15 protein-coding genes and 1 pseudogene are annotated in these 18223 nt (G+C 64.4%); 7 read left to right on the top strand and 9 right to left on the bottom strand.

Annotated elements, in window-relative coordinates; genetic code table 11:
- Positions 1-354: 354 nt before the first annotated feature.
- From BLQ10_RS19605 to BLQ10_RS19595, 3 genes and pseudogenes are all read right to left on the bottom strand, one after another.
- Positions 355-1248, bottom strand: a pseudogene (locus BLQ10_RS19605) (enolase C-terminal domain-like protein).
- A gap of 91 nt (positions 1249-1339) precedes the next feature.
- Positions 1340-2527, bottom strand: a complete 1188-nt coding sequence (locus BLQ10_RS19600; RefSeq protein WP_091564679.1) for a fumarylacetoacetate hydrolase family protein — start codon at positions 2525-2527, stop codon at positions 1340-1342.
- A complete protein-coding gene (locus BLQ10_RS19595) occupies positions 2524-3993 on the bottom strand; it encodes an aldehyde dehydrogenase (NADP(+)) (protein WP_091564678.1) in 1470 nt (489 codons plus the stop codon). The genes BLQ10_RS19600 and BLQ10_RS19595 overlap by 4 nt, the downstream gene beginning before the upstream one ends.
- A 174-nt stretch (positions 3994-4167) precedes the next feature.
- Here BLQ10_RS19595 and BLQ10_RS19590 point away from each other — a divergent pair, with 174 nt between their 5' ends.
- Complete coding sequence (locus BLQ10_RS19590; protein WP_091564677.1) at positions 4168-4923, top strand: IclR family transcriptional regulator; 756 nt, start codon at positions 4168-4170, stop codon at positions 4921-4923.
- Positions 4924-4957: 34 nt separating this feature from the next.
- Here the strand turns inward: BLQ10_RS19590 and BLQ10_RS19585 are convergent, their stop codons facing one another.
- The gene (locus BLQ10_RS19585) at positions 4958-6172 is read right to left on the bottom strand and encodes an alpha-hydroxy acid oxidase (RefSeq protein ID WP_091564676.1); all 1215 of its coding nucleotides are present in this window, start codon (positions 6170-6172) and stop codon (positions 4958-4960) included.
- A gap of 262 nt (positions 6173-6434) precedes the next feature.
- Here BLQ10_RS19585 and BLQ10_RS19580 point away from each other — a divergent pair, with 262 nt between their 5' ends.
- From BLQ10_RS19580 to BLQ10_RS19565, 3 genes are all read left to right on the top strand, one after another.
- A complete protein-coding gene (locus BLQ10_RS19580; RefSeq protein WP_091564675.1) occupies positions 6435-7913 on the top strand; it encodes an MFS transporter in 1479 nt (492 codons plus the stop codon).
- 34 nt (positions 7914-7947) lie between these two features.
- Positions 7948-8859: a dihydrodipicolinate synthase family protein gene (locus tag BLQ10_RS19575; protein WP_091564674.1), complete on the top strand. Its 912-nt coding sequence runs from the start codon at positions 7948-7950 to the stop codon at positions 8857-8859.
- 1119 nt (positions 8860-9978) lie between these two features.
- Positions 9979-10917, top strand: coding sequence for an alkaline phosphatase family protein (locus BLQ10_RS19565; RefSeq protein ID WP_254785681.1), 939 nt, complete (start codon positions 9979-9981; stop codon positions 10915-10917).
- A 137-nt stretch (positions 10918-11054) separates the two neighbouring features.
- On the opposite strand, the gene BLQ10_RS19560 is transcribed toward BLQ10_RS19565, so the two are convergent.
- Genes BLQ10_RS19560 through BLQ10_RS19550 form a run of 3 tightly spaced genes read right to left on the bottom strand, consistent with a single transcriptional unit; the run spans position 11055 to position 14725 of the window.
- Positions 11055-12623 (bottom strand): APC family permease, encoded by a 1569-nt coding sequence (locus tag BLQ10_RS19560; RefSeq protein ID WP_254785680.1) that lies wholly within the window; start codon positions 12621-12623, stop codon positions 11055-11057.
- Positions 12624-12632: 9 nt separating this feature from the next.
- The gene (locus BLQ10_RS19555; RefSeq protein ID WP_091564673.1) at positions 12633-13673 is read right to left on the bottom strand and encodes an agmatine deiminase family protein; all 1041 of its coding nucleotides are present in this window, start codon (positions 13671-13673) and stop codon (positions 12633-12635) included.
- Positions 13670-14725, bottom strand: a complete 1056-nt coding sequence (locus BLQ10_RS19550) for a nitrilase-related carbon-nitrogen hydrolase (RefSeq protein ID WP_091564672.1) — start codon at positions 14723-14725, stop codon at positions 13670-13672. The genes BLQ10_RS19555 and BLQ10_RS19550 overlap by 4 nt, the downstream gene beginning before the upstream one ends.
- A 224-nt stretch (positions 14726-14949) precedes the next feature.
- On the opposite strand from BLQ10_RS19550, the gene BLQ10_RS19545 reads away from it, so the two are divergent.
- From BLQ10_RS19545 to BLQ10_RS19535, 3 genes are all read left to right on the top strand, one after another.
- Positions 14950-15444, top strand: a complete 495-nt coding sequence (locus tag BLQ10_RS19545; protein WP_091564671.1) for a GyrI-like domain-containing protein — start codon at positions 14950-14952, stop codon at positions 15442-15444.
- 174 nt (positions 15445-15618) lie between these two features.
- The gene (locus BLQ10_RS19540) at positions 15619-15921 is read left to right on the top strand and encodes a DUF4193 domain-containing protein (RefSeq protein WP_018775830.1); all 303 of its coding nucleotides are present in this window, start codon (positions 15619-15621) and stop codon (positions 15919-15921) included.
- Positions 15922-16307: 386 nt separating this feature from the next.
- Positions 16308-16817: an AMIN-like domain-containing (lipo)protein gene (locus tag BLQ10_RS19535; RefSeq protein ID WP_091564698.1), complete on the top strand. Its 510-nt coding sequence runs from the start codon at positions 16308-16310 to the stop codon at positions 16815-16817.
- A gap of 81 nt (positions 16818-16898) precedes the next feature.
- Here BLQ10_RS19535 and fliW read toward each other — a convergent pair whose 3' ends face one another.
- Together fliW and flgL are read right to left on the bottom strand one after the other, a co-directional pair.
- Positions 16899-17303, bottom strand: a complete 405-nt coding sequence (fliW, locus tag BLQ10_RS19530) for a flagellar assembly protein FliW (RefSeq protein WP_091564670.1) — start codon at positions 17301-17303, stop codon at positions 16899-16901.
- On the bottom strand, positions 17300-18223 hold the full coding sequence (gene flgL / locus BLQ10_RS19525; RefSeq protein ID WP_091564669.1) for a flagellar hook-associated protein FlgL: 924 nt from the start codon (positions 18221-18223) through the stop codon (positions 17300-17302). The genes fliW and flgL overlap by 4 nt, the downstream gene beginning before the upstream one ends.

Genomic DNA, 18223 nt, shown 5'->3' with positions numbered 1-18223 from the left:
GCATCGTCGTACTTATCCGTGCCAGTCCAAGGAGTTCACTGTCCCGGGTCCTGGCCGGTGTGGGCCAACTACATGCCGGCGCACCAGACGATTCGGACTGCTCCGTTGTGGCTGTCCTGCGCCGTGCCCGACGTTGGGGTGAGTGTTCAGGGCGGGGGAGGCCGAACCGTTGGTACAGCAGGGGCAGCCCGGCCTGGAGCCCGTAGCCGAGTGCGTGGCCGCGGCGGCCGGCCCCGCCCGCGCCGGCTGCGATGAGCCACGTTCGGCGTCCCAGCGGGTTCGGCCGGTCATGCTTCGGGGCACAACCACCTGGTGTCGGCCGTTCCGCCTTTAGCTGCTACGCGTTGTTCCTGGTTAGCCGGATTGTCTCTGCCCTACGTGGCTAGAATCTGCCATGCCGTGAACGGGACATTTCCGGCTGGTGGGCTCCTCAACCCAGTAGGGGTTGAACTCGGCGAGCTGGTTGACCCACTCGATGGCTTCGGAGACTTCCCAGCGCTGGTTGGCGTCGATAGCAATGGGCAGGTCGCCGACCGCCTGCCGTGCCAGGGCCATCCGGCGGCGGTCATCGTTGATGTCGCCGTCCACCTTGAGCTTGATCATGGAGAACCCGTCGGCAGCCGCTTCCTTGCTGAGCCGAACTAGCTTCTCGTCGCTGTACCCGAGCCAGCCTGGCGACGTCGTGTACGCCGGAAAGCCGTTCACCCTGAGGGCCGCGATGCGGGCGGCTTTGCCGTCCTCGCCGGCCAGCAGGATGTCCAGCGCCTGCTCCGGGCTCAAGGCATCGCGGATGTGGGTGAAGTCGACGACGTCGACGATCTCCCGGGCGGGCATTTCACTAAGCAGGAGCCACAGGGGCTTCTTTTCGCGCCGCGCGCGGATGTCCCAGAGAGCACTAACGAGCGCACCACAGGCCATCTGCGTCGCGCCCTTTTCCGGACCCAGCCAGCGCAGCTGCGAATCATGGATGAGGCGCTTGGAGGCACCGCCGAGGTCGTAGATGAGTTCATCGATATCGCGGCCGAGGAGCAGCTTGGCATAGGCGTCGATCGCGTGGGTGAGGATTTCGTTGCCGCGGCCGCGGCCGCAGCTGAAGACGAAGCCGTGGCCCTCGTCACCCGCATCGGTGCGGATGACTGCGTAGGCGGCCGATTAATCGGGGTCAACGTTGACGGCGTCAGAGCCATCGAGCTCTAGGGACGTGGGGAAGCGTACGTCCTGGGTATGGATGGAAATGATGGAAGGCACGATTATCTTCTCTCTGGTCCATTTAACGGGCGGACGCGATTTTTATTTGACTTCCGAACTGGCGGGATGCTGCGTTTCATGGCGCCCGCGTCTACTTCAGCTGCAGTGACGCGGTCTCGGGCCTCATGCTCTCGAGGTAAGCAAATAGGGCCGTGATCCCGAAGGTCCAGGGTTGCATTTGTTCAGTTTGCTCGGTCCGGTTGACGAGCGAGCCGAGCCGCGGGCTGCTGATCGTGACAAGATCACCGTCCTTGTGCGTGAAGCCTAGGCCTTCGGCGTCGCGGTCCTGGGTGGGGGCGAAGAGCGTTCCTGTAAAGAGCGCGAACCCGTCCGGGTACTGATGGTGCCTGCCGCGCGCTGCATTGATCAGTTCCTCGAAGGGACGGCTGATGCGGGCAAGACTGTTCCTGCCTTCCATCCGGTAGCCGTCCTGACCTTCTACCGTGAGCTCGATTTCTTCCGTGCGGAGGGACTCCAGCGTGAAGTCGTTGTGGAATAGCCGGATAAATGGGCCTATGGCGCAGGAGGCGTTGTTGTCCTTGGCCATGCCGAGCAGCAGGGCGCTGCGACCCTCCACATCCCGGAGATTCACGTCGTTCCCCAGGGTTGCGCCCATGACCCGGCCGGCGGAGTCGAGGACGAGCACCAGCTCGGGCTCCGGATTGTTCCAGGAGGAAAAGCCGGGAATGTCTATGCCGTTTCCGTACCCAACGGAGGAGAGTACGGGGGCTTTTGTGAATACCTCAGGGTCCGGGCCGAGGCCGACCTCCAGATACTGTGACCACATGCCCTGGGCCGTCAGTACTTTCTTGGCCTCCTGTGCCTGTTCGGATCCCGGGCGGAGGGAGCTCAGGCTGCCCCCAAGGACGTCCGCGACAGTTTTACGGACTTCTGCGGCCCGGTTGAAGTCACCGCCACACCGCTCTTCGATGACCCTTTCGATCATGCTCTCAACAAACGTCACTCCGCAGGCCTTGATCACCTGAAGATCGATGGGTGCCAGCAGATGGGGCCGGTTGCGGTCCTTGTGGACGGATGCCGCCACGATTTCCGCCAGTTTCCAGCGCGGGGTGCCCATTCCGAGGAGCGCCCTGTCTGCCGGGTTCTCATGTTCCATGAGTTCAGCAACGGTACGGACCTCGGGGGTCAGATCGAAAACCTCTTCCCCCCGGACGCTAACCACCCGCGGGCCCTGAGTGGCCGGGTCCCACACCCGGCCGATGAGGAGCGCGTCCTCCGCGTCAACGGGAAGGATCTGCTGCGACGATGCGTGGCTCATTTGCTTGCCTCGCTTTCAGCGCTGGACTCCCAGACGCCGTCGACCCGCCGGCGAATTCGCCAGGGATTGTCGTCCCGCAGCGGTTCGGGTAGCTGCGAGGCCGGGAAGGAATCGTAAGCGACGGGGCGCATAAAGCGACCGATCGCTGCCGTGCCGACGGATGTTGTGGTGGCCGTGGTAGCGGGGTAGGGGCCGCCGTGGTGCTGCGCATACGATACGGTCACGCCGGTGGGCCAGGCGTTCCAGAGCAAGCGCCCGGACCGCTCCCGCAGCACTGCGAGCAATTCGTTGACGTCCTCCTCGGGTTCGGCCTGAACGGTGGCCGTAAGCTGCCCGTCCAGCGAGGCTGCAAGCTCAGCCAGATCGGTCCCCGGGCTGTAACGGATCACAAGCGTCGCGGGCCCGAACATCTCCTGCTCCAAGATTTCGGGCCGTTGCCGGACTTCGTCCGCTGTCGTCACAAGTACGGTGGGCCGGGGCGCCTCAGAGTCATCCCCGGCGACCAGCACGTTAACGCCCGGGGTCGAACGCACGGCATTCAGCGCCTTGTCGAATCCCTCCCGCAGCTTAGGGCTGAGCAGGGGGCTGACCTGCTTTGTGCCGAGCTCCTGGTGGAGGACCTCCGCAATGTCGTCGGCGTCGTCGATCGGGGCGAACAGCAGGCCGGGCTTCGTGCAGAACTGGCCCATACCCATGGTGAACGATGCGGCGTAGCCCGTCAGGATCTGCTCACGCCGTGCGCCCCACGCCTGCTGGGTGACAAAGACCGGATTGATGCTACCGAGTTCGCCGTAGAACGGAATGGGAGTGGGACGCCGGGAGGCCCGGTCAAAAAGCGCACGCCCGCCCGATGTTGAGCCTGTGAACCCGATGGCCTTCACCAGCGGATGGTCAACCAGTGCTTCAGCCGCCTGGCGGCCTATGACGGTAGAGAAAAGACCTGCAGGCGCCCCGCCTTTTTTGAGGGCTTCCTCAACTACCGCCCCGGTCCGGACAGCCAACTGCAGGTGCCCCTCATGGATCTTGTGCACTACTGCACATCCTGCCGCAAGCGCCGAAGCGCTGTCCCCGCCCATCACACTGAAAGCGAAGGGGAAGTTGGAGGCACCAAAAACGCCCACGACGCCGAGCGGGACGGAGAATCGCCGAATGTCGGGTCTCGGACCCATACCCCATGACGGATCGGCGTGGTCGATGGTGGCGTCAAGGTGTGCACCCTGGATGATTTCATCCATGAACAACCGAAGTTGGAATACGGACCGCCGCAGCTCGAAACGGAGACGGCCCTCGTCAAGATGCGTCTCCTGCCGCCCCAAGGCGACCAACTCGTCAGCGTTGGCTTCCAATGCGGAGGCCATTTCCGCCAACCAGCCCGCCCGCTGGCGTGGGGAGATCTCCTTGGCCTGCTCATAGGCGTTGTGAGCGGCTACGATCTGGTCGTTGGTCTGCTCGAGTGTTGTGATCATGGCTCTATTCCTTCCGGGGCCTGCGCCCCTTGGATCGACTGCTTCGGGCTGGGTATCAAGCTTCTGCGTAGCCGCTTGTGGCGGCGGCTTGCGTTCATTGTGCGAAATTTCGAACCCGCACTGTAGGATGGACTTTCGGTCCTGGAAAATCCGTTGCCTAGAGAGGGTATTGCTGTGGCACGTCTGACTCCCGCTGTCCTTCGGAGTCTCGATGTTCTGGAACTCTTTCTCGATGCCCGCCATGGATTGACGGCTCCGGAAGTCGTTCAGCGGACCGGGCTTCCCCGGACCACCGTCCACGAGCTCCTCACTACGCTGGCCGAGCGTAGGTACCTCCGCCGGGACGACACCACCGCCACCTACCACCTGGGGCTCAGCGTCTTCCGGCTCGGCAACGCCTTCGCCGAACGGCTGGACCTGCATTCCGTTGGCCTGCGAGTCGCGGAGTCGGTCGCCCGGCAGTGCGATGAAACGGTGCATGTCGGGATTCTTGAAGGACCCGACGTCGTCTACGTCTGCAAGGTCGACAGCACCCAGTCCGTGCGGATGGTCTCCCGGATGGGCGGGCGGGTTCCCGCCAGCTGCACGGCCGTGGGCAAAGTCCTGCTGGCACATCTGTCGGAAGCCGACCGCAGCCGCCTGCTGCGCAAGGGCCTGGCCAAGCTCACCGCCCGCAGCATCACCGAGCCGCACGTGCTGGCGAATCAACTTGACCAGATCCGCGCCGCGGATGTGGCCTTCGAAGCCGGGGAGTCCAACCCGGACGTCTCCTGCGTGGCGGCCCCCATCCGGGACCACAGCGGAACGGTGGTGGCCGCGCTCAGCATCTCGGTCCCGGACATGCGCTGGAACCAGCGTTCCCCCGCGGAGTGGGCGGCCTTTGCTTCCGAGGGCGCGGGCCGGTTCAGCGCGGAGCTTGGTTTCCTCTGAACCTGAACCGCGACGCCGGTGGGCGGCACCGAAGTTAGTCCACAAACGAGACATGTTCTCGGGTCACGCCTGCGGTTGACTTTACCCCCAGCAGCTGCATGGACCTGACGTACTGGCCCCGGAGGATCTCCAGAGCGCGGGACACCCCTCGTTCCCCTCCGGCCATCAGGCCGTACAGGTACGCCCGGCCGACCATTGCCGCGTCCGCGCCCAGGCCGACGGCCGCCAGTATGTCGCTTCCGGACATCACGCCGCTGTCGATCAGCACGACAGGATCGGAGCCCAGCCGCTCCCGGACAACCGGAAGAATGCGCAGTACCGTCGGGGACCGATCCAGCTGACGCCCGCCGTGGTTGGAGAGTACGACGCCGTCGCAGCCAAGCTCCACGACATGTTCGGCATCAGCCACGCTTTGAATGCCCTTGATCAGGAGTTTGTGGGGCCACACTTTGCGAAGCCAGGCGATGTCCTCGAAGGTGAGCCCAGGGTCGAATATCTGATCCGCGACTTCCGCGGAGTTACCCGAGAATCCTCGGAGCGAGGCGAACTCGATCGGCGGGGTGGTCAGCTTGTCGAACCACCAGCTCGGGTGGGTCGCCATGTCGGCAAAGGTCTTGACGGAAAGTGCCGGCGGAATCGTGAGCCCATCGCGGAGTTCCCGCACCCTTGAGCCTCCGACTTGGGTGTCAACAGTCACCATGAGCACCTTGTAGCCGCTCGCGATGACCCGATCGATGAGTTCGACTGTTTTCGCCCGGTCCTTTGCCACATACAGCTGGAACCAGTTGTTCCCGTCGGGGGCGGCTTCGGCGAGATCCTCCACCGTTGTCGTTCCCACGGTGGAGAGGGTGTACGGCACGTTGTACCGGGCAGCCACCCGGGCCACGGCCTTTTCGCCGTCATTGTGCATCATGCGTGTGTAACCCGTCGGCGCGAGCACGAGCGGGAAGGCCAACGGCCTGCCGAAGAGCTGGGTGGTCGGATCAGGGCTCGAGACGTCGCGAAGAACCGAGGGCACGAATTCGATGTCCCGGAAAGCCTGCCGGCAGCGGGCGATTGTGATTTCCTCTTCGGCCGCACCGTCCGTGTAGTTGAACACCGCTCGCGGCGTGGTTTTTCTGGCGCCTTCGCGGAGGTCCGCAATGGTGAATGCTTGGGCGAGCCTGCGCTCGACCGGGTCCAGTTCGAGCCTGCGGAACTGTAGAAGTTCGCGCAGTTCAGACCATTTGGGTATTTGACGATCGCTCATTGGATGCAACTCCTTCGTTGTTCGAAATTTAGTTTAGCGTCCTATTTCTAGAACAGTGCAACCAAGGCCCTAGTCGTGGAGCTGAGACTAATTCGCTTCTATTTTGGCGAAATCGGCAGGCCGCTTGACGGACGCCCCTGCACATCCTTAGACTTCCGGGTGATCCCAGTCACCATGACCTGATCGCAGCTTTGCCATCACTTCGATCAACGTTCGAAATTTAGAACACACAAAGTAGTGTGTCCACGAAAGGAATACGTCAATGACAGACGGTCCGGTTTCTCCCGTGCAGGCGGGTAAAAAAATTGTCCTGCGCTCGGCCCAAGATGTGACGGAACTGATCAATAGCGGTCGGCTCCGGACGGGTAAGTCCTTCGCTATCACTTTGATTGCCCTGGGCGGCATTTTCCTCGACGCCTACGACTTCACCTCAGTGGCCTTTGGAATGCCCTACATCGCCAAAGATTTCCACCTGACGCCCGGCATGCTCGCTTTTGTCTCTGCTTCGATCATGGTCGGTGCGCTGGTCGGATCCGTCTTCGGCGGATACTTCGTTGACAAGCTCGGCCGGTTCAAGGTCTTTATGGCCGACATGGTCTTCTTCGTCGTGGCTGCAATCGCCTGCTCCCTTGCGCCGGACGTTTGGACCCTCATCATCGCTCGGTTCATCATGGGCGTCGGCATCGGCGTCGACTTCCCGGTGGCATTCAGTTTCCTGGCTGAATATGCCTCACGTAAGAAGAAAGGTGGCACCGTCTCCTTGTGGCAGCCCATGTGGTACGTGGCCGTCGCCTCGACCTTTGCCCTGCTGATCCCCGTGTACTTCCTGTTCCAGTCCATGAACTGGGGCGAAAACCAGATGTGGCGGATCGTCGTCGGCTTCGGCGCTGTACCAGCCATCCTGATCATGGTCTTCCGCCAGAAGTATATGGCGGAATCACCTTCATGGGCCGCGCAGAACCTCGGACTCCACGAAGCCGCAAAGATCCTCAAAGGGACCTACAGTATTGATGCTGAAGTCGCCCCCGACGCTGTTGATCCGCGCGCCGAGCGCAAGCAGTTCCAGATGACCCTGACCCAGGCGTGGGGCAAGCTCGTCGGCCGGAGGTACCGGGCGCGCACGGTCCTGGCCGGCGTCATCAACGCGGGCCAGGCTATGGAGTACTACGCTGTCGGCTTCTTTGTCGGGCAAATTGTGCTGGCTATGCTGCACACCCAGAACGTCATGACGAACATTATTTCGTCCCTCATCCTCAACCTTTGCTTCGGTGTGACCGGTGGCTTCCTGGGAGCCAAGCTGTCCGGCAAGATTGGGCCACGCAAACTGTCGCTATACGGTTTCTGCGGCACCTTCCTCTGCATGATCATCGCCGGCAATCTCAGCAACGTCGAGGGAATTTGGTCTTGGGTGGGTGCCCTCGTCATTGGCCTGCTGATCTTCTGCCACGCTGCCGGCCCCGGCGCTCAAGGCATGACGATGGCGACCATGTCCTACCCCACGTCGCTGCGCGGCGCCGGAACCGGCTTCACACAGATCGGTATCCGCCTTGGAGCCATCGCCGGGCTAGTGTTCTGGCCGTTGGCCACCGCGGCCTGGGGCACCAAGGCGCTGCTCGTCCTCGCCGTCGTCCCGGCAATTGCCATCTTGGTCATCCTCGTCAACAAATGGGATCCGCACGGCCGGGACGTTGACGCCGAAGACTACGAAACGGAACCGGTGCCCGCACTGGCCCGGCCATGACAATGACACTCAAGAGCAAGGAAAACGTCACACTATGAGCGTCATCAAGGGCGTAATGCCAGTAGCGCCCACCATATTCACCGACAACGAGGAACTCGACCTCGAAGGTCAGCGCCGGGTCGTGGACTACCTTGTGGACGGCGGCTCCGACGCTGTCTGCATCCTCGCCAACTACTCCGAACAGTTTTCCCTGACGGACCAAGAGCGTGAGCTCGTCCTGGCGGCGACCCTGGACCAAGCCGCCGGCAGGCTCCCCGTATGCGTCACAACCAGCCACTTCAGCTCCCGCATCGCCCGTGACCGCAGCCTCCAAGCCCAGGAAATGGGCGCCTCCCTCGTCATGCTCATGCCGCCCTTCTTCGGCGCCACCATGAAGGTCGATGACGAGGCAATCCTGGAATACTTCCGCCGCGTCTCCGACGGCGTGGAAATCGACATCATGATCCAGGATGCACCGATGAGCCCCACGGCGCTATCCGTACCGCTGCTGGCACACCTGGCCAGGGAGATCCCCCAGATCAAGTACGCCAAAATAGAAACGCCGCAGGCGGCGGACAAACTACGCGCCCTGATATCGGCAGCGGGCAACGACCTGCCCGGTCCTTTCGACGGAGAGGAAGCCATCACTCTCATCCCCGACCTCGAGGCCGGAGCCCAAGGCACGATGAGCAGCTGCATGGTCCCGGATGAGCTGGGCCAGATCGTCAGGGATTTCCATGACGGCAAACGAGATGAAGCGGTCAGCCACTGGGAAGAGCTGCTCCCGTTCATCCACTTCGAAAACCGCCAGTGCGGACTGCGGGCGACAAAAGTGCTGATGAAGGAGGGAAACCTCATCGACAGCGACAAAACCAGGGCGCCGATCGGGGAGCTTCATCCGGGCACGCGTTCCCAGCTCATCGAACTTGCCAAACGGCATGATCCGCTCGTCCTCCGCTGGGCCTAAAACCCCGCAACACCACTGCCGAGCTCCCCAAGGAACGGGCACATGAGGGCCGGGACCAGCGAGCCGTCCTGCTGATCCCGGCCCTCGATGCCAATAACCTCACCGATGCTGCGTTGCAGTGCATGCATTCAGAGCGGCGCTGGCAGAACATCGGGAACTGCTCCCGGACATAGTCCCGTTTCGAGCGATACCTCCACGGCGCGGACTCTGGGTTCAAGGCCAAGGTCGGCCTCACCGAATCCCATAGAATCAACCGCGGCGCTGTGGCCCACGGAGACCTCAACAACGTCAGCGAGAATCACCTGATTGCAGCTGGTTTTCACTGCCGATAATGGGCCCTTCGTAATCTGCGGGCGGCGGGAGAGTCGCCCAGGTGAGGCGATTGCAACCGACTCACCCTTTACTCACCCCAATCAGCACCAACGGGTGACTATTCGTTGCTTGCCATTGTTCGCAAAACCACGCAAATGCGGGCCTGAACGGGCCGAGTCCGGGCAGTCAATAGCACCTGGTCATAAAGCGGGGGGGCGTCGGTTCGAATCCGACAGGGGCCCCACAAACCCCTCCATCCCGGCCATTTTGCCCGAGATGGAGGGGTTTTTCATGCACGGATACTGCGCGCGCCACTGCTGAGTTTGGCCGCGGCGTGCTGTCCGGGGGCGCTTTGACACGAACACGCCGCGATCAGCGGGCGCAGGGGACGGAACCAGGCCCAAAAGCGCCCCGGGATGGGCGGCGATACCGGCCGGCCCTCTTCGGCACCGAAGCTGTTGAACCGGTCATTCCCGGCGTCGCGGCGCCAACCAGGGAGCTTAACAAGGTGTTCGGGGGAGGGACATCTCTGAGCCGGAGACCTATGCTGGTTCCAGCGACTTGTCGGTCTCGAGAGCAGGGCCGTGACCGAAGGGTATCGGGCCGCCCCTGCTCCACGCGCAACAAGAAAGCGGGATGCGCATGAACCCCGGAAAATCGAAAGGAACCATCGGTCGGGGCGCTGCCGGCCTGTTGGTGCTGGCAGCGGCAACAGTCCTGGCAGTTTCGGGCTGCCAGCCAGGGTCAGCCGTCGGCAGTCAGGCGCCCGCGACGGGCGCCCGCGCGGACCGCCCGGGGCACGTGTTTGTGATCAATCTCGAGAATCAAGGATTCGACGCGGCCTGGGGCGCTGACTCGGACGCTCCCTACCTGTCTGAGACGCTTCGCTCCAAGGGCGTGTTGCTTTCCAAGTACTACGCAATCGCCCATCACTCCGCTCCCAATTACATCGCGCAGATTTCGGGGCAGGCCTCCAACCCCATGACCCGGGAAGATTGCGGCACATATGTCCCGTTCGTGCCAGCGGGCACCGCCGGGCTGGGGCAGGTGGAAGGTACCGGCTGCGTCTATCCCGCGTCGGTGCCGACCGTCGCGGGGCAGCTCAGTGCGGCCGGTAAAACTTGGAAGGGCTACATGGAGGGGATGAAGAGTCCATGCCGGCACCCTGAGGCCGGGGCCGAGGACGATAACCAGGACGCCTCACCGGATGATCAATACGCGACCCGGCACAATCCCTTTGTGTACTTCGCGGCGATCACGTCTTCTCCGGATTGTCAGAAGAACGTGGTCGACTTCACTGAACTTGCGGGCGATCTTAAGTCCGCAGCGACCACCCCGAACCTTTCCTACATCAGCCCCAACTTATGCAATGACGGGCATGACAGTCCCTGCGCGGACGGCAGGGAGGGAGGCCTGGTCAGTTCCAACGTCTGGTTGCAGAAACAGATCCCCGCGATTCTGGACTCCCCTGCCTATAAGCAGGACGGGATGCTTGTCATTACCTTTGACGAAGCTGAGGGGGCCAGACAAGGCCCAAAGGGCGTTCCCGGAGGAACGGCCGGGGGCCGCGTCGGTGCCGTGGTGCTCTCCCCCTTCGTCCGGGGCGGCACAACATCGGACAAGACGTACAGCCATTACAGCCTTCTGGCCACGATCGAAGACATTTTCTCGCTGCCACGCCTCGGATATGCCGGTGCGCCCGGAGTCGACGCTTTTGGGCCCGACGTCTTCAACTCGCAGCCGTGACCAGCCCCAGCCGCCCCGGATGGCGGCGGCAGCGCGGGCAATCCTTGCTGAACCCGGCGCCGTAGAGGCGCGAAAGACGTACGGCCCCGCTCCTGGAGTCCGGGGAGCGGGGCCGTACGGGTCGATGAGTCCGGCGGCTACTCCGGAACCACCAGGGCGGGCGTGTCCTTCCGGATGGTCTCGCCCCGGAAGAAGCCCGGATGCAATTTCGCGGTCACGAGCATGACCACAACGCCAAGGGCCAGGATGCCGATGCCCAGGATGAACACCAGGCCCACGCCGAAGACCTCGGAGCCGCTGCCGAACTCCGGCGCCCAGCTGTCCACAGCGGTCTGGAAGAAGACCACGGTGAGGACCAGGCCGCCCAGGGCCGGGAACAGCAGCCGCATGAAGAAGTTGCGGACGCTGGAGAACAGGCTGTGCCGGAAGTACCACGTGCAGGCGAAGGCCGTGAGGGCGTAGTAGAAGCAGATCATCAGGCCCAGGGCCATGATGGTGTCGTTAAGGACGTTTTCGCTGACCACCTTCATGACGGCGTAGAAGCCGCCGGACAGCAGGCCCGCGATCACCGTGGCGTAGCCCGGGGACCCGAAGCGCTTGCTGACAGATGCGAAGCGCGGCGGCAGCGCCCCGTAGTGCCCCATCGCCAGCAGGCTGCGGGCGGGGGAGGCCATGGTGGACTGCAGGGAGGACGCGGTGCCGGAGAGCACGGCCAGGGACATCAGGATGGCCAGCGGACCCATGACGGGCGAGGCGAGCGCGGCAAAGACGTTCGCCTGGTTGTCCGGGTTATTCAGGCCAATGCCGTCGGCACCTGTGCCGGCCACCATCATGGTGGCCACGATCACGGCGAGGTAGAGGGCCAGAACGGCGACCGCCGTCGTCGTCCCCGCTTTGCCCGCGGTGCCCCGGCCGCCCTTCGTTTCCTCGTTCACGGTGAGGCACACGTCCCAGCCCCAGTAGACGAAGACGGCCAGTGACATGCCGGCGGTGAACTGCTCGAAGCTCTCGATCTTGGCGGGGTTAAACCAGTCCCAGCTGAACGCGAGGGAGGTGCCTGCGTCACCGGACGCTGCGTGGGTGAGCGCCATGACGATGAAGACGCCCAGGACCAGCACCTGGAAGCCGACCATACTGTACTGCACGAGCTTGGTGGCGTGCAGGCCGCGGTAGCTGACCCAGACGGCCAATGCCACGAATACCAGGCAGGTAACGATGTTCACGGCCGTGTTCGAGGTCAGGTCCGCGAGTTCGGGGTTGTTGAACACCTGGGCCAGGAAGAGATAGAAGAAGTCCACCGCGACGCCGGCCAGATTGGACAGGACGATGATGTTGGCGGCCAGCAGCCCCCAGCCGCCCATCCAGCCGACAAACGGGCCGAACGCCTTCGTGGCCCACGTGAAGGTGGTACCGCTGTCCGGGGAATCGGCGTTGAGCTCGCGGTAGGCGAACGCCACCAGGATCATGGGGATGAACGCGACGATGAAGATCGCCGGCAGCTGCACGCCCACGGCGCCAACGGCCGGTCCCAGCGAGCTGGTGAGGCTGTAGGCGGGCGCCACGGAAGAGATGCCCAGGACCACAACGGCGAGCAGGCCAAGCTGGCCGCCCTTGAGCCCCTTGCCCGTGATGCCGTGCTTGGAACCGGCCGGATCGACGGCGTCGTGCGTGATGGTGCCGTCTTCACGGCCGATAGTTTGACTCATGGCTGACCTTTATTCTGGGAGATTCCGGGAGGCGGACGGTTGCTGTTGGGTGATGCAGTGGATGCCGCCGCCGCGGGCGAAGAGCTCGCGGGCGTCGATGCCCACCACCTTGCGGCCGGGGTAGGCGTCGCTGAGGATGCGCAGGGCTTTTTCGTCCATCGGGTCGCCGAACGTGCAGGCGATGACGCCGCCGTTGACCACCAGGTGGTTGATGTAGCTGTAGTCGACGAAGCCTTCCTCATCCGTCAGGGTTTCCGGGGCTGGGACTTCGATGATGTTCCATTCGCGGCCGGCCGCGTCCCGGGTGGTGGCGAGGTGGCTGATGATGCTCCTGCTGACCTCGAAATCGGGATGTGCCGGATTCTGCTGGGAATGGACCAGCACGGTGCCCGGGGACGGGATGGCCGCGACGATGTCGACGTGGCCCCTAGTGCCGAACCGTTCCGAATCCCGGGTCAGACCGCGCGGAAGCCAGACGACGTGGGTGGTGCCCAGGGTCCGGGCCAGTTCGGCCTCGACGTCGGCCTTGCTGAGCCCCGGGTTCCGGCCCGGATCCAGCTGCACCGTCTCGGTGACGAGGACTGTGCCTTCGCCGTCGACGTGGATGCCGCCGCCCTCGTTCACCAGCGGCGAGACGAGGTGGCTGGCCCCCGAGCGTGCCGCGACGGCGGCTGCCACGAGCGAGTCCTTGTCCCAGGCGGCCCAGTCCTGGCCGCCCCAGCCATTGAACACCCAGTCCACGGCGCCGAGCCGGCCGCCGTCGTCCAGCACGAACGTGGGGCCGATGTCCCGCATCCAGGCGTCGTTCAAGGCGGCGGTGACCACCTCGATGTCGGGGCGGAGGTAGCGGGCAGCGGTCCCTACATCCGCCGGCGCCACCAGCATGGTGACCGGTTCGAATTCCACGACGGCGTTCGCGACGGCGGCCCAGACGGAGCGGGCGGCGTGGGCTTCTGCCTCTGTTTCGCCCAGCGTGTAGCCGCCGGTGGGGAACGCCATCCAGACGCGGTCCTGGCGTGCCGTTTCGGACGGCATCCGCCAGGCGCTCATGCTGTGGCCTTCTGCGCCGTGGTCCGCAGTGCCGTGGCCTCATACGCGTTGAGGCCGAGCGGGGCGTCGGGTCGTACGGGTTCGGTCAGCCGCGCGTAGGTGTCCGGGCGGCGCGTGGCCAGGAAGGGGAAGAGCGTGAGCCAGTCCCGGCGCTGGTCGAGGTCGAGGTCCGCAACAATCACCGCCGACTCGTCCCGCGGTGCCTGGGCGAGGATCCGGCCGTAGGGATCGGAGATGAAGGAAGAGCCGTAGAAGTCCAGCGTGCCTTCGCTGCCCCAGCGGTTGGGGACCACCATGAACAGCCCGTTGGCAATGCCGTTGCCCACAATGACCTGCTGCCACAACGGCTGGGTGTCAAAGCCCGGGTGGTCCGGCTCGGAGCCGATGGCGGTGGGGTAGACCAGGAGTTCTGCCCCGCCGAGGGAGTAGATCCGCGCCAGCTCGGGGAACCATTCATCCCAGCAGGTGGGCATGCCCAACCGTGCACCGCCGAGCTCGGCGGGGGAATGGACCTCGTAGGCGTCGTCGCCGTCCGGGCCCTGCCGGAAGAACTTGTCCTCGTAGTAGCCGGCCGTGACGGGGATGTGCAGCTTGTGCGTGCGGGCCAGCAGTTCGCCTTCGGGGGATACCAGGATGGCAGTGTTCAGGCCCAGGCCGTCGTCAGAACCGTCCGGGCTCTCCGCCTTCTGGTACAGCGAGGCGTGGACGCAGATTCCGTGCCGGCGGGCCGCGTCCGCCGCGAAGCCGAACGTGGGGCCGGTGAACAGGTCCTCGGCGATGTCCGAGGGCCGCGGGCGCGGGGACCGGCCCCGGGTGGTGTCGTTTTCGGGCAGCGTGTCCGCGGGGTACCGGGACAGTGTGAGCTCGGGCAGGAAGACGACGTCGGCCCCCAACCGGGCGGCCCGCCCGATGCCTTCGTCCAGTTCGGCGTGCAGGGCCGCGGCGTCAGGATGCCAGCGGTGCTGCACGACGCCGACACGCAGTGCCGGCCGGCTGGACGGTGCGGTGCGGGCGAGGGAGGGCGGGGTGTCGAGGGACGTGATTTCGATCATGGCTACTCCAGTGAGACGGGCGTCACATAAATGAACGTTGTTCATTTAGTATTGGGCTCATCGCGGTGCGGGGCAATACCTAATATGAATAAAGTTCATTTATTTATCCGCGGCCATACGTGCGCCGTGTCAGGGCGCGTGCGGCCGGACACGCTGCGGGCCCCTCCGTGGGCGGGGGCCGTAAGGCCCTAGACCGCCGATTGGACGCGGCAGACGCTGGGCGTATGACTCAGACAAACCCGGGGGCGGCTCCGGACATCAAGCCCGCCCAACTCAAGGAACAGCCCACTGCAGTGGTGCGTGAGACTGTCCCGATGAATGCGCTGCGGGACTTTTTCGGCCGTGCCTTCGGCGCCGTCATGGGGGCGGTGCAGGAGCAGCATGTGCAGCTGGCCGGACCCCCGTTTGCGCTGTACCGAGGCACGCCGACCGACGTCGTCGACGTCGAGGCGGGGTTCCCCCTCGCCGCGCCTTTCACGAACCCGGGCAGCGCGGACACTGCGGTCATCGCCGGGGCCCTTCCGGCAGGCCGGGCCTACGAGGCGATGCACATCGGGCCCTACGAATCACTGCAGCAGACCTACGGGGCGATCATGGCGCGGATGCGGCAGGACGGTGCGAGCCCGGGGGAAGCAATGTGGGAGTACTACCTCACCGATCCCGGCGCCGAGCCCGACCCGGCGAAGTGGCAGACGCTGGTGGTCTGGCCGGTCGCCTGAACTGCCCACCCGAAGGGCGCGGCCGGAGCTTCGGCCGGGGGCCGCCTCCCGCGCCCCGTCCGACTCATTGTGTCTGATTGGCCACACTATTCCTCAACTCCCCGCGAAATGTCCTAAACTGCTTCACTGAGGTGCCTGAAATGGCGCTGCGTAGCAACGAAAGTGAACCCCGATATGGCTACCGATTACGACGCCCCACGCAAGACAGAGGAAGAATCTCCCGCTGAGTCGCTGGAGGCCCTTCAGGCGTCCCGAGGCGGCGGCGCGCAGACTGCTGTGATCGACGTCGATGAGAACGACACCGCGGAAGGCATCGATCTTCCGGGTGCGGATCTGTCCGGCGAAGAGCTGACGGTCATTGTTGTTCCCGAGCAGTCCGATGAATTCACCTGCTCCTCCTGCTTCTTGGTCCGTCACAGGTCCCAGGTCGCCCTTGAAAAGAACGGCATGAAGTACTGCCGCGACTGCGAAGGCTAAGAAGCTTCGCCCGTTCCGGCTGCTTTCCGCAGCCGGCGACGTCCCGCGGTCGATGAGACAGCAAACCGCACGAAGCGCCGGACCCCCTGGGGTGCCGGCGCTTCTTCGTTCCTGGCATGGCCCGCGGCCCGGCGTGTTATCTGTTCGTGAAGGAAGGTCTCGAGATCTGTGCGTGAAATCCGTCCGTGACCAGGAACGGGCCACATTAACGGTTGGGCGCCGAAACGGTTGAGGGCCTCGCCCGCCGGTTCGGGGCCGCCTACGCTGGAAGCGTCTGACCTGCGCTGACAGTTCAGCCAGCCCAAGGGCTCAGGCAGCACCAGGGGGTGGCCGCGTTGAAAAAGGCCCAGTTGAAGAAGATCCCCGCCTTGCTCGCGGCAGTGCTGATGGCCGCCGGTCTCGGGGTGCTTGCGCCGGCGCCGGCCGCCGCGGACCCGTACTGCGGACAGGTCTGGGGTTCGCTGATCAAAACGGATTCGGCCATGAGCCGGGCCAAGGTGGTCAACGTGCGGTCCGGTCAGCATTACTGTTTTGACCGGCTGGTCATTGAGCTCAACGGCCCTGTGGCCGGCTACACCATCCGCTACGTGCCCGAGGTGGTGCAGGACGGGTCCGGCCTGCCGGTCCCGCTGCGGGGCCAGGCCTTCATTCAGCTCACGGTCAACGCGCCTGCATATGACGACGCCGGCAAGCCCACCTACAACCCGGCGAACAAGAGGGAACTGGCAGACGTGACCGGTTACCAGACGTTCAGGCAGGTGGCGTGGGCGGGCAGTTTCGAAGGTTACAGCAGCCTGGGCCTGGGAGTCCGCGCGCGGCTGCCGTTCCGGGTCCTGACCATGTCCGGGCCGGGCGCCGGGTCACGACTCGTGGTGGACGTGGCGCACTTCTGGTGATGGCCGGGGTGGAAGGGCCGAGCTGCGCGCCTGCCCGGCGGGTTGGCGAGAGCGAGCTGAGCTCGGCCCGGAGCGGGTTGGCTAGAGCGAGTTGAGCTCTGCCCGCAGCGGGTAGTCCCGGCCGTCCAGGACGAGCTGGGTGCAGCGGCCCGTGCGGCGGTTGAGAATGATCGGCGCCATGAGGTTGACGGTGGTAGAGCCGGGGGCGTGGCTGACCACAATCAGCACTTGGGGCTCCTCGCGCTCGCTGAAATCTAGCGACTCCAGCGAGTCGGCCGGGATCGGCGGAGCGTAGCTCGGCGCGAACATGGCGGCATCGGCCAGGAACAGCCGCACCGCGGTGGAACCCGCCTCCAGCGCGTAGAGGCCGGCCGCGCCTTCGATGCTGCGCAGCGAGAAGTCGTGCAGATCCTCGAAGCCGGGCATGGGTGCGGTGAAGGTGACGGGCAGGCTTGCGATGGGAGTGTCCATGACCGGGGTGCTCATCGCAGGAAGTCCATCAGGGTGGGCTGAAGCACCCGTGCCGTCGCGGCGAGGGCCACCTGGTAGTTGGTTTCCTGAAGCTTCAGGTCCATGATGACGCTGCCGAGATCTGCCTTTTCTATGCCAGTCTTCTGCGCATCCAAGTTGGCCTCCAATTCGGTGTTGACGTTGCCGGCGCGTTCCAGCTGCGCCTGGCGTGTTCCAATTTCAGCACGCCCGTTGACGATTTTCTTAAAGGCAGTGTCGACGTCGGCCAGCTGCGAGGTCATCACCCCACCGGTCCGAAGTTGCGCGGCGATGTTGCTGACGACCGCGAACACGGAACCGGCGTCGCTCCCGAAGATCGCTCCGCCGTCGGCGTCGACCCGAACGGTCTGGGTGGCGCTGACGCGCCTCTCGACCGGGCTGACACCAGCCCCGTTGAAACTCGGCGGCTGGCCGGCGTCGGCCGGGTTGGTCGGATCCCGGGGCGCACCCGGGGTGAAAGCCTGATCGGCATCCGAGCTGCCGGCGAAAATGTTGCGGCCCAGATGCTTGCTGTTGGCGATCGAAACGAGATCCTGGTTGAGGGCATCCATCTCGACAGCGATGGCGTCCTTGCCGGACTGGGGCAGGGAACCGTTTCCGGCCAGCACGGTGAGGTCCCTGATCCGGTTCATGACGTTGGTGGCCTGCTCAAGGGCAGAATCTGCAGCCGTGAGCCAGGTGTTGCCGTCCTCGATATTCCGGCCGTACTGGGCGTTGGCCGCGAGCAGACCCCGGGTCTCGAGGGCCTGCGCCGTCGCGGCAGGATCGTCTGACGGGCGGGAGATCTTGTTGAGTGAGGTTGCCTTTTCCTGCAGCTCGGCCAGCCTGGACTGCTGGGTCTGCAGTGTCCGCTGGGCATTCGCGCTCATGGTCAGGTTTGTTACCCGGTTCAGCAT

This window comes from Arthrobacter sp. ok362 (genome assembly GCF_900102785.1).
In the GTDB taxonomy this organism is placed as follows: Bacteria; Actinomycetota; Actinomycetes; order Actinomycetales; family Micrococcaceae; genus Arthrobacter.
The sequence above is the reverse complement of the archived record's forward strand: the minus strand, read 5'-3'. Positions and strand labels throughout refer to the sequence as shown.

Bases quoted from the DNA above. Each gene is read 5' to 3' on its own strand.
- BLQ10_RS19575 (WP_091564674.1), top strand. From the start codon at position 7,948: ATGAGCGTCATCAAGGGCGTAATGCCAGTAGCGCCCACCATATTCACC.
- BLQ10_RS19600 (WP_091564679.1), bottom strand. From the start codon at position 2,527: ATGAGCCACGCATCGTCGCAGCAGATCCTTCCCGTTGACGCGGAGGAC.
- BLQ10_RS19595 (WP_091564678.1), bottom strand. From the start codon at position 3,993: ATGATCACAACACTCGAGCAGACCAACGACCAGATCGTAGCCGCTCAC.
- flgL (WP_091564669.1), bottom strand. From the start codon at position 18,223: ATGCTGAACCGGGTAACAAACCTGACCATGAGCGCGAATGCCCAGCGG.
- BLQ10_RS19545 (WP_091564671.1), top strand. From the start codon at position 14,950: ATGACTCAGACAAACCCGGGGGCGGCTCCGGACATCAAGCCCGCCCAA.
- BLQ10_RS19580 (WP_091564675.1), top strand. From the start codon at position 6,435: ATGACAGACGGTCCGGTTTCTCCCGTGCAGGCGGGTAAAAAAATTGTC.
- BLQ10_RS19540 (WP_018775830.1), top strand. From the start codon at position 15,619: ATGGCTACCGATTACGACGCCCCACGCAAGACAGAGGAAGAATCTCCC.
- fliW (WP_091564670.1), bottom strand. From the start codon at position 17,303: ATGAGCACCCCGGTCATGGACACTCCCATCGCAAGCCTGCCCGTCACC.
- BLQ10_RS19560 (WP_254785680.1), bottom strand. From the start codon at position 12,623: ATGAGTCAAACTATCGGCCGTGAAGACGGCACCATCACGCACGACGCC.
- BLQ10_RS19550 (WP_091564672.1), bottom strand. From the start codon at position 14,725: ATGATCGAAATCACGTCCCTCGACACCCCGCCCTCCCTCGCCCGCACC.
- BLQ10_RS19555 (WP_091564673.1), bottom strand. From the start codon at position 13,673: ATGAGCGCCTGGCGGATGCCGTCCGAAACGGCACGCCAGGACCGCGTC.
- BLQ10_RS19585 (WP_091564676.1), bottom strand. From the start codon at position 6,172: ATGAGCGATCGTCAAATACCCAAATGGTCTGAACTGCGCGAACTTCTA.
- BLQ10_RS19535 (WP_091564698.1), top strand. From the start codon at position 16,308: ATGGCCGCCGGTCTCGGGGTGCTTGCGCCGGCGCCGGCCGCCGCGGAC.